General features: G+C 50.8%; 8 protein-coding genes. 4 read left to right on the top strand and 4 right to left on the bottom strand.

The window, feature by feature from the left end:
• Positions 1-4 precede the first annotated feature (4 nt).
• Together CSR04_RS18475 and CSR04_RS18480 are read right to left on the bottom strand one after the other, a co-directional pair.
• Entirely contained in the window at positions 5-1,522 is a 1,518-nt protein-coding gene (locus CSR04_RS18475) for a curlin (protein ID WP_172449420.1), read from the bottom strand.
• A 28-nt stretch (positions 1,523-1,550) separates the two neighbouring features.
• Positions 1,551-2,021: a curlin subunit CsgB gene (locus CSR04_RS18480; protein ID WP_102797805.1), complete on the bottom strand. Its 471-nt coding sequence runs from the start codon at positions 2,019-2,021 to the stop codon at positions 1,551-1,553.
• A gap of 378 nt (positions 2,022-2,399) precedes the next feature.
• Here CSR04_RS18480 and CSR04_RS18485 point away from each other — a divergent pair, with 378 nt between their 5' ends.
• From CSR04_RS18485 to CSR04_RS18505, 4 genes are all read left to right on the top strand, one after another.
• Positions 2,400-4,889 (top strand): S8 family serine peptidase, encoded by a 2,490-nt coding sequence (locus tag CSR04_RS18485; protein WP_102797806.1) that lies wholly within the window; start codon positions 2,400-2,402, stop codon positions 4,887-4,889.
• 492 nt (positions 4,890-5,381) lie between these two features.
• The gene (locus CSR04_RS18495) at positions 5,382-5,906 is read left to right on the top strand and encodes a GNAT family N-acetyltransferase (protein ID WP_102797808.1); all 525 of its coding nucleotides are present in this window, start codon (positions 5,382-5,384) and stop codon (positions 5,904-5,906) included.
• Positions 5,881-6,498, top strand: a complete 618-nt coding sequence (locus tag CSR04_RS18500) for a 2-hydroxychromene-2-carboxylate isomerase (RefSeq protein ID WP_102797809.1) — start codon at positions 5,881-5,883, stop codon at positions 6,496-6,498. Before CSR04_RS18495 ends, CSR04_RS18500 begins: the two co-directional genes overlap by 26 nt.
• 112 nt (positions 6,499-6,610) lie before the next feature.
• Positions 6,611-8,551: a glycoside hydrolase family 97 protein gene (locus tag CSR04_RS18505; RefSeq protein WP_172449421.1), complete on the top strand. Its 1,941-nt coding sequence runs from the start codon at positions 6,611-6,613 to the stop codon at positions 8,549-8,551.
• A 120-nt stretch (positions 8,552-8,671) separates the two neighbouring features.
• Here CSR04_RS18505 and CSR04_RS18510 read toward each other — a convergent pair whose 3' ends face one another.
• Both CSR04_RS18510 and CSR04_RS18515 read right to left on the bottom strand, forming a co-directional pair.
• Positions 8,672-10,675, bottom strand: coding sequence for a hypothetical protein (locus CSR04_RS18510; RefSeq protein WP_102797811.1), 2,004 nt, complete (start codon positions 10,673-10,675; stop codon positions 8,672-8,674).
• Positions 10,676-10,708: 33 nt separating this feature from the next.
• The gene (locus CSR04_RS18515) at positions 10,709-11,611 is read right to left on the bottom strand and encodes a helix-turn-helix domain-containing protein (RefSeq protein ID WP_102797812.1); all 903 of its coding nucleotides are present in this window, start codon (positions 11,609-11,611) and stop codon (positions 10,709-10,711) included.
• Between the last annotated feature and the right edge of the window lie 63 nt (positions 11,612-11,674).

An 11,674-nucleotide genomic window follows, 5' to 3' on the forward strand; every position in this document is an offset into this window, starting at 1 on the left:
CGCGCTATTGTTGAACTATGGTGGCAGTGTTCCAGTCGCCCACCTGAGCGATGCTGATACTGCCGCCGTTACTGATAACAGCACCTTCCACGATGTTACCGTTACCCACCTGGCTAATAGACAGTTGCACGGAATCGCCGCCAATCAACATGGCTGCACCCCCTTCACCCACAACCATGTTTTCATTGCCTTCCTGTAGGATGTCAATGAGATGGTTGCTGCCTTCAATGAGCAGGTCCAAGGCGTTAAGATCACCATTTTGGGCGATATCCACCTGATTGCTGTTACTGTCCAGCAGGGTGCTGATATTCACCACGGCGTCATTCATGTTGCCGTCCTGCATCAGGCTGATGTCATTGTCATCTGTAGTCAGACTGAAATCAGGGTAGGAGGCTTGAACCACCGCGACGTTCTCATCACCACTTTGATTGATAGTGACGTTATTGTCGGTACCGTTGAAGTTGACCAAATGGCTTTGGTTCAGGTTACCATTTTGCATGGTGGTAAAGTCGTTACCTGAACCAATGGCACCCATATAGGCATCGTTGCCGTCGCCCATCTGCATCAGATTAAAGTCATTGTCTTCACCAACAAGCTCGAAACTGGCAATGTTGTCGTTACCCGTCTGGCTGACCATCACATCATTGTTGTCGCCGGTGAACAATGCCGAAGCTGCACTGTTGTAATCACCATTTTGATCGATGCTGATGTCGTTGCCACTGCCGAGAATTTCATCCAGATTGGCGGCGTTATACTCGCCATCCTGATCGATCTCGATATTGTTGTCTTCGCCCTGAAGCAGGCTCAGTGTGAACTGGTTGCGCCGTCCGTCCTGCACGGTTTCCAGGTCGTTGCCATCGCCTTGCAGGTCGCGTACGCGGCTAACGTTCCAATAGCCATCCTGCTCTATATCAAAGCTATTGCTGTTGCCTGAAACGACATCCAGATGGGTTTCGTTCCATTCGCCACTTTGCAAGATTCCAATGTCATTACCTGAACCTTGCAGATTTTTCACATAGCCCCATTGGCCGCCTTCGCTTTGGTCAATGCTGATATGGTTGTCATCTCCCACCACAATGGCTTGGGCTTCATTGGTCAGACCCAGATAACCAATATCTTCAGTTTGGGTGATATTCAGCTCGTTACCATTACCCGTTACCGACACTTCGGCCTGACTGTCATTACCCTGCTGATTCAGATTGAGGTCGTTGGCTTCACCTGTCAGGGTACTGACGCTGATATTACCTGTGCCTGACTGTGTGACTGAGGCATCGTTGGCATCGCCTTCCACGGTCAGGCTGATACCGTTGGTGTCCCCTTCCTGAAATAGACTGACGTTATTGCCTTGAGTGGCACCGCCGGTTGAAATTTGCGTAAGCTGAATCACATTACCGACGGCATCCGCCATAATGTCGGTTTTCAGCACCACATCGGTACTCTTGGTTTCATCGGCCATCACTGCCTGACTGGCCCCCAGGGCACAGAGGATGGCGCAAGTTAGTAGGGATTTTTGGATTTTCACCTTGTTCTCCAAATTGTTTTTGATGGGATCAACGTTGATACACATTGACCACCATGTTGCTTCCTATCTGGTGAACCCTGAACTGCTGGTCACCGCTTTGCCAGATATTCGCCGTGTTGGCGTCGCCCTGTTGAATGACATCCACCAGGTTGTCCTGCCCCCATTGCTGCACATTGGCAGTATTCCCTATGCCTTGCTGCAAGATATTGGCGACATTACCGTCACCCTGTTGCAACAGGGCAATATGATTACCGTTGCTTGTGCTCTGGCTGATTGTTGCTTTGTTGAAAATTCCATATTGGCCAATGACCAGCGTATTTGTCTGGTTTTGAACCGATGCCGATAGGCTGATTGACAGAGGAGAGTCCTGCAAATCTGTACCAGAGAGTAGGTCTTGTGCCTGCACAGATGTGCCGAAAGCCAGCAATAATGCCCCGAAGGTCAGGCCTGTTTGCCTGCTTAATTCCCTGAATGCATTGTTGTTTTTATTGGTTTTCATATTTTGGCGCTACTGACTAGATACGTTCGCCATTTCACTCTAGGGGGTTTGCGCTGGGATGAATATCGCCAAAAACGCTTAACTTGCGCTGACCGCCAATTGACGTCGTTTGCCTGCCATTGCCTGGACTTTTTTATCGGTTTAAACCGGGCGCCTCATACAAAAGTACCAGATGTTTGCTCATGCAAAAGTCGCAGAAAGGTTGGCCTGTGGGGATAAAACTCATGCTAAGGGCGTATTTTCATGGATTAAACTGGCGCCTGCTGATGGACTCTGCTAATTCTGGTTGCGTTGCGAAAATTCCCGATAGTGACATGGAGAATCCTTCAGGCGCCGGTGCAAGCCGGTTTTAAGGAACAGCTAAGATGGATTCCAACCATGAAATATAAACTTTCTGCTTTAACTGTGGCAATGCTGCCAATGTTGGCTAGCGCCTCAGTAGAGATTCAACAGATATCCGGTTATGTACCGGACTCTTTGATTGTGGTTTACAAAGAACAAGCCAGCCTGGCAGACCGCCGTGCTGTCAGAGGTCTGGTTACTGCCACCATCAGTGATAGTAACCTGGATGAAGTGGACGACAGATTTAAACACTTGCTGGCTGGCCGTATGGCTAAGTATGAGCTTAAAGGTCTGTCGGTAAAAACGGCACTGGAAAAATTACAGAAACACCCTGCCGTCAGTTATGCCCAGCCCAATTACAAAGTCAGGGCGCTTGGTGTACCCGATGATGCGCGTTTTGATGACTTGTGGGGAATGCATAACAGTGGTCAAACCGGTGGTACGCCTGATGCCGATATTGATGCAGTAGAGGCCTGGGATATTTCCACTGGTAGTCGCGATGTGATTGTCGGGGTCATCGACACCGGCGTCGACTATACCCACCCTGATCTGGTCGCCAATATGTGGAGTAATCCAGGTGAAATTGCCGGTGATGGTATAGATAACGATGGCAATGGCTACATTGACGATATGCATGGTATCAACAGTATTGTGGACAGTGGTGATCCGATGGATGATCACGGCCATGGTACGCATGTGTCTGGTAGTATTGGCGCCGAAGGTAACAATAGTATCGGAGTGGTGGGAGTAAACCATCAGGTCTCGCTGGTGGGTTGTAAGTTTCTGGCCGCAGATGGATTTGGCAGTACGGCCGATGCCATACAATGTATCGACTATTTTGTGGCCCTGAAGAATGCCGGGCACAATGTCAGGGTGCTGAACAACAGTTGGGGCGGCGGGCCGGAAGAACAGGCGCTACGTGATGCGATTACGGCATCCGAACAGGCCGATATTCTGTTTGTCGCGGCGGCAGGTAATGACACGGCCGACAACGATGTCAGTCCGCACTATCCCTCCAACTACGAGCATGACTCCATTCTGTCCATTGCCAGTACCGATCATAATGACGAAATTTCCTGGTTCTCCAACTGGGGACTAACCAGTGTGGATATGGCAGCTCCAGGCTCAGACATACTGTCTACCATTCCCGGTGGAGGCTATGGCAACAGCTCCGGTACGTCTATGGCATCCCCACATGCTGCTGGTGCAGCAGCCTTAGTGATGGCCGTGAATCCAGGTCTTAGCGCGCTGGAAGTCAAGCAACTGCTGATGGATAGCGGCGATGACAATGCTGATATGCAAGGTAAAACGGTGTCTGGTAAACGTTTGAATCTGCTGGGCGCACTGGAAGGGGCGGACCCTGCCCCCAGCTTCCGTTTCAGCGTGTCGCCGCTGCGCACGACGATTGAGGCCGGTGAGTCAGCCAGCTACGAGTTTGCCGTCAGTTCTATCGCGGACTGGGATGGCAGCGTTGCACTGACACTGGATGCGCCATTACCTGGTGCCAGCTTATCTGCCAGTAACGTTTCGCCCGGTGAAACCTTTACTCTGACTGTGCCAACTACGGAAGACACTCAGTGGGGGGAATACGAGTTCACCGTAACCGGCACCAGCGCTGAGCTGGTTAAGACCCAAAGTGTGGGTTTGACAGTGAATCCTCAAGGACTGACCGACTTTACATACAGTAATGAGGAGAGTCAGCCAATTCCTGATAATAATGCCGGAGGCATTACCTCTGTCATCACTATTCCGGATGATATTACCGTGTTTGGCACCGATGCCTATGTGAATATTACCCACACCTGGTCTGGTGATTTGCTGGTGAAATTAACCTCACCTGCCGGCACAGAAGCGGTGTTGCATAACCTGACTGGTGGCAGTGAGGATGATATTGATCGTAGCTTCCTGGTCGATGCCTTCAACGGTGAAGTGGCTACAGGGGACTGGACTTTAAGTGTGTCTGACAATGCCGCTCAGGATACCGGTACGCTGAATCGCTGGTCACTGACTATCACTGGCATTGGCGAAGTTCTGCCAGCTCCGCCTGATGCAGCCTTTAACGTGGACAGTGAAGGTCTGCAGGCCAGTTTCACGGATGCCAGTACTGATGTGAATGGTGATATTGTTTCCTGGAGTTGGGACTTCGGAGATGGCAACACCAGCACTGAGCAAAACCCTGTGCATATGTACGGGGCCTCAGGCACTTATGCCGTTACACTGATGGTTACCGACAGTGAGGGCAATACCGACAGCCACACTATGGATGTGACGGTATCTGATACGCAAATCAGCCTGGAAGTGGAACGTGCTTATCTGACCGGATTAGGTTACCTGCGAGTGGATCTGGCCTATGGCGGTTCCCCTGCAGCACAAGTGGATATCTACCGAAACGGTGAAAAGATTGCAACGGTGGATAACACCGGCGTGTATCGGGATCGCGAACGCCGCGCCCAGGGCAATGTGTTCGTGTATAAAGTCTGTGATGCCAGTACGGCATGTTCGGACGAAGTGACGGTCAGTTTTTAAACTGACGAACTGACACCAGGCCGCCATAGGGCGGCCTTTTTTATGTCCAAGGATGGACGGTATGCCGTGGTCGCATGGACGCGAAGGAACGGCGATGTCCAAGGATGGACGGTATGCCGTGGTCGCATGGACGCGAAGGAACGGCGATGTCCAAGGATGGACGGTATGCCGTGGTCGCATGGATGCGAAGGAACGGCGATGTCCAAGGATGGACGGGACGAAAGCCTGCTCCTGCGTTTTCGTCACTTCCACCATCCTTGGTGGTCGTATTCCTTGGTCGCATGGATGCGAAGGAGCGGCGATGTTTTGTTGGGCTTAAAGCCCAACCCACAGTGGGTCGGACTTCAGTCCGACGATACTCGAATGACAAACAACCCCTGGCATTAATGCTTAGCAAGACCACCTTAAACAGCAATACCGCGAAAAAGCCGGTGCTTTTCATGCCTGACAGTTGGTATAACTGTGTATCTCTCACGCACCCGGGATCTAATAATGCAATTAAGTAAAGCGACGCCTGACTGTCTGGCTGAAATAAGCCAATGGTTCGACAGTGAAGACAGTCTGAAAATCTGGGGAGGACCTGCCATGCAGTATCCTTTCGACCTGCAGAGCCTGCGCCGCGATACCCGTATTGATGAGTTACCGAGTTGGCTGCTGATGGAAAACAATCAGTTACTGGGATTTGGCCAGTACTATCTGCGCGAAGGGCGTTGCCATTTGGGGCGACTGGTGATTGCCCCAGAGCAGCGGGGCAGAGGACTGGCGAAAGTGCTGATACAACAGCTAAGCCGTCTGGGCAGTCAGGAACTTCAAACCTGCGAAGTATCGTTATTTGTGCTGGCTCATAACCAGGTAGCACATCGCTGTTATTTGGCGATGGGATTTGTCGAAATTCAGTATCCAGGACCATCCATGGGTATTGATAACTGCCTTTACATGGTCGCAGCAGCAGACCATATTTCAGACACCATCTCCCAGCCGAGTAAAGGGAATGAAACATCTGGATTTCTGGTTTGAATTTGCCAGCACCTACAGCTACCCAGCTGCTATGCGCATTGAAAAATTGGCAGCCGAACGTGGCGTAAAAGTGCGCTGGCATGCCTTCCTGCTGGGGCCAATTTTTAAGGCGCAAGGGTGGCGTGATTCACCGTTTAATTTGTTTCCGGCCAAGGGCAACTATATGTGGCACGATATGCAGCGGATTTGCCAACGCTATAATCTGCCTTTTATGAAACCCTCGCGTTTTCCTCTCAATGGGCTACAGGCCGCCCGCATTGCCTGCTGGTATCAGGATGCAAAATGGTTAAGTGCTTTTGTTAAGGCGGTTTTTCAGGCCAATTTTGTTAAAGACTTAAATATTGCCGATCCCGCGGTGTTGGAACAAATATTAAATGACCTGCAATTAGACGCCGAGGCGATTTTAACCCAGGCCCAGAGTGCAGAATCTAAAGCCAGATTGCAGGCGGCGAACCAGCAGGCGGTGCGCCTGGGCATTTTTGGTGCACCATTTTTTATCGCCGGGCAAGAGCCTTTCTGGGGCCAGGACCAGTTGGAACTGGCCCTGGATTGGTGCCTGCACAATGAAGCCAACCTCAGCTCGTTTGGTTAACAGTAAGGTAGCCATGAGGTTATTTTTCAGGAACTAACTGTCGGCAAAGCATGAGCCTGGGGGGTAAGCATTAGGTAGATTAATGCCGTTGCATTTTAACGGAGAGTCTATAATGCCGATGTTACGCGTTAATCGCGCCCGCCAAACCGGGCTACTTGCAGGTCTGTTGTTGCTGGTGGCGCAATCCACCTGGGCGCTAAGCCACGAACTATCGTCACCCGACGGCAGAGTGAAACTGCAAATCAATCAACAACAAGATCTGACCTATCAATTGACGGTGGACAATCAGTTGGTGGTAAAGCCTTCTGCTATTGCCATGGTATTCACCGATGGCGTACGTTTTGACGGTCGGGCGGTGCTGGTGGACAGCCGCAGGACCAGTTACAAAGCTGTTGTTACACCGGAGGTAGCAGTACGCAGCAGCAAGATCCCTGAGCAGTACAATCAACTGACACTAAGTTTTAAACCTGGCTTCAGCCTGACCTTCCGGGCGTACAACCAAGGTATAGCCTACCGCTTTGAAGGACATCTGAGTGACAATGCCACTTTGCTTAATGAGGACAGCAATTTTAACTTTGCCGCAGGCACCTTTGCCTTTTTTCCGTTTGAGAAAAATTTCCGCACCGCCACTCAGCCCACCTTCACGCCCTTGCCAAGTAAGAGCATTGACGGTGATGAATTGGGGAGCTTGCCGGCATTATTTGTGGCGCAGGGGATCAACCTGCTAATCACTGAGTCGGATCTTCAGGATTATCCTGGTATGTGGTTAAAAGGCCGTGGTGATGGAAGCCTTTATGGTGTGCATCCCAGGAATCTCAATGAGGCAGGCCAATTGACTGAGGAAATTGCCACAATAACGCGTAAAAGAAGCTATCCCTGGCGTATTATCGGCGTTGCCCGCAACGATGCTGAACTGTTGGATATCCAATTGCCTTATCTACTGGCCGAACCCTCCAGGCTCAAAGACAGCAGTTGGATTAAGCCAGGTAAGATTGCCTGGGACTGGTACAACGAAAACAACCTCAAAGGCGTGGATTTTCGCGCTGGTATCAATACGGCAACCTATAAATACTATGCCGACTTTGCCGCGCAGTTTGGTATCGAGAGCATATTGATCGACGATGGATGGTCTACGCATGAAGACGTAATGACCTTGCTGCCGGGTATTGATGTGCCAGACATTGTGGACTATGCCAAAAGCAAAGGGGTGAGTGTGCAGTTATGGGTGCCCTGGTCAGGATTGGATAAGCAGATGGATCAGGCTATGGCCTTGTATAAACGTTGGGGGATCACCGGACTTAAGGTGGACTTTATGAACAGCGACAGCCAAAGCATGGTGAACTTTTACTGGCGTACTGCTGAAATGGCTGCAAAGCACGAGCTGATGATCAATTTCCATGGTTCCTACAAACCGGCCGGCTTGCACCGGACCTATCCCAATGTATTGACCCGCGAGGGCGTCAAAGGTTTGGAAAACCATAAATGGTCAGATGCTATTACGCCTACTCATAATCTGCATTTACCCTTTATCCGTATGATTGCCGGTCCTATGGACTACACGCCCGGTGCGATGGCTAATGCCCATCGTAAGAACTTTAATGCAGTGTTTTCCCGTCCTATGAGCCTGGGGACCCGTGCCCATCAGGTGGCCATGTTCGTGTTGTATGAAAGCCCGCTGCAGATGCTGGCCGATACGCCCAGCAGCTATCAGGCTGAACCTGCTATTCCGGAATTTGTCGCCGCCATTCCAACGGTATGGGATGACTACCGGGTGTTACATGCCAGCATCGGTGAATATTTGGTAATGGCCAGACGCAAGGGCGATAAATGGTATATCGGTGCCATGACCAATGAACAACCCAGAAGCTTTGTTTTGGAATTAGATTTCGTGGATAGCGGGCGGTATCAAATGAATAGCCTGGCAGACGGTATAAATGCCGATAAACATGCAGAAGACTTTCGTCTGGATAGTCAGTTAGTAGAGAAAGGTCAGCGGATCAAGATTGAACTGGCGGGAGGTGGTGGCTGGACAGGGATATTAACCCCGGATTGAGCCGTTATTGCTTTGGTCATTTTAACATCCGGCGATCTTTTCGTCGGATTTTTTATGTCCAAAGCTCTGCCAGGGAAATGAACAATACAGCCGGGCAGGCCCGGCTGTATTGTTGAGTCGCTATAGGGTAATTTCCAGTGGTACCTGTCCAAGCCATGCGTAGTCACGACTTTGGCCGTTATACCTTAGCTGCACACGCGTCTGCTCGCCGTCCCTGTGCGCGCACAGGTCAAACTGGCGATTGAAAGCCTGGATGTTATTCAGACACATGTTGTCCCAACCGCTGGGCAAATGGGGAGCTAGGGTAAAACGATCAAAACCTGTGGGCTCGATGCCGAACAAGCCTTCGGTAATCACTCTGGCATACAGACCGCTTTCAGCAGACAGATGTCGTTGTCCACCCTCTGGCCAGGCTTCGACCGCATAGGGCACATGATCATTCAACAGACGTTTGCGGCTGTAGTATTTAAAATAGCTCATCGCGATGTCTGTCTCGCCGGCTGCGAAGATACCGCGAAAGGCGTATAAGGTGGCGCGATCCCAAAAGGTAGTGTCGCCAGATTCGGTGTAGATACCATTTTCACTCCACAGCAATGGTGAGAGCAAGGCATCCAAGGTGCCTTGCTTGCGCTCGGTCATTCCCATGGTCAGCGGCAGGGCGATCCAGGCGCGCAGCTTGGTATTGCCGTCATAGTATCGGTAGGTGTCAAAACCTTCTACCCGGGCGGAAAAGTAACTGTTTATAGCTTGCCGAAGCTGCTGTGCGGCTTGAGCGTACTCTGAGGACTTATGCTGATTTCCCAGTGCTCTGTGCATATGGCTGGCGGATATCAGAGCGCCATACGCCAGAGTGTTAGTGCTGAGATTGACCTCGCCGGCTTCAAATCGGCCTTCTAGTTCGTCACTGTCAGAAGCTATAACACCATCGGCAGTTTTCTTGGTGTTGTTGTAGTCAATGCACCAATCTATCAATGGACTGAGTTGTCTGGCGGTTTCTGTTGAACCCAGAGCCAGGGCATACCGCGCTGCTCCGTAGGCAATCATGGCGCAGTCGCCACGGTCCCCTGCGCCGTTCCAGATATCCTTGCCTTCGGCAATAATGGAAGAGGGGATAGGATGATAGGCATCATTCATATATCGAGCAAAATGACGAAAGCTGTTGAGTGCAGATTCATTGCCGTTTCTATCACCAAGGAATGGAAAAAACGGGTTGACGTACTCAGCCTGGTCATTTGCCCAGATAGCGGCATAGTAACGACCTCCGCCGGGGCCATGCATCAAGCCGCCAGCCGTGCGGAAAATACTTTCCGCCGCGCGTAATTTGGCAAATTCGAACATTTGGTTAATAACCGGATCCGGGGTTACCAATTGCAGTTTGTCAGCCAGTGAAGCGATATAGGCTTGGCGTGCAGCCAGGGTCTTTTCAGGCTGCAGTTGCGGCTTTTCATCCGCTTGGCTGGCGCTGAATGTCAGGATGTTGCTCAGTGACTTACCTGGTTGCAACCAATGGCTACCGCTTAAACTGCTGGATGCCAGGATTTTGTAGCTGCCGTCCACCCCTTGTTCGGCCGGGGTCAGTACTTGATAGTTCAGCGGTGTTATATCTACCTGTATGGCTAGCTGGCTATTGTTGGTCAGGGTTTGTTGTTCTACTAACATTGGTTCGGTAGGGCTGGGAGACAAGGTACGAACAAGTGACAAGTCCGGTGTCAGTTGACTGCGAATTGTCAGGATGCCGTCAAAGCGAATCTGTTGCGGCTGCTCCGTGGTTAATGGTTCGCCCCCAACCTTGATTTGAGGTGACAAGCTCAGTGGAAAGTCGTGTATCAGGCTGGCGTGGGTGTCATTGGGAAGCGTTCTTAACATAGGCCAGACCAACCTTCGGTTCAGGCTAAGTTTCCCTTGCTCGTCGCTGCCATAATGAATAATGGCTGACATCTGCTCACCGCTGAATTCGATATGATCCTGATGGGAGTCAGTGACTTGCCACTGAATGGCACCAGGTAACAATTGCCAGCGGTTCTGCAGAGTATCGGCCAGGTGATTTAAATCAACCTGGGCAGGGACACTGGCACAGGATGACAGTGCGACAGACAGTGAAAGTGCGAGGATAGTTTTACGCATAATAATGTTGCTACTCCTAGGGTAAATGCGTTGCTAGTGATGATATGAATCGGTGCGTATCTTCAGGGTCTTGTTACGAAACTCTTGTGGCGTCATATTCAGCTCACGCTGGAAAATGTCGTAAAAACGGCTGATGGAGCCAAATCCGGCCTCAATGGCGATATTCAGCACCCCCTGTTCGGTATCCACCAACAGGGCCTGGGCATGTTGCAGCCTGAGCTGATTGATATATTGCTTGATGGAGACCTTCATCACCCGCTGGAACAACTTCATGGCGTAATTGGGATGTAGCCCCGTGGCCGCAGCCACCTTGGCAATGGTAATTTTCTGGTCATATTGCTGGGCAATGTAGCGCAGCATGGTTTCGATGTGTGACAACCCTGACACCGGGCTTTTTTGCACCACATGCAGGTCCAGATTAAACAAACCAAAATGATGATAGCCTTCCACCGACATGCGCCTGACCCGGCTACGGATTTCGCTGACCACCTGGGCGGTCAGGGCATCCTGTTTTTTTTGCAGATCGTACTGCCATTGCTGGGTCAGGGCCAGATCGGCCTTATTTGGATGGCTGGCCACCAATACTTCACCTTGTAACAACAGGCTGCTGAAATCGCTGGGTAGCTTCCAGGTTTGAAATGACTGTAACGGGATATAAATGTTGACCATATGCCCATCCCCCTGGGAGGCCGTCATCTGATGAGGAATGGATGCCCAAAACAGGATCATCTTGCCCTCCGGCACCCGGATTTTTCTACCGTTAATCAAATACTCGGCACTGCAATCAAACAGGAAGTTAATCTCAATATGGCCATGCCAATGACTATGGGGCATGACTTCCGGCGGATGCACATGAAACCCGAATTTACATTCGTTGCCCTGCGCGGTGAGCGGGCTGGTATGGTCAAACACGATTTTTTCGATCCAATCTTGCATGGTTTGTTAGTGTTTTGTGTATTTTGTTAATTAAGCATATATATCATACAAAATGTGGCAAGG

The organism is Bowmanella denitrificans, assembly GCF_002887595.1.
GTDB lineage: Bacteria > Pseudomonadota > Gammaproteobacteria > Enterobacterales > Alteromonadaceae > Bowmanella > Bowmanella denitrificans.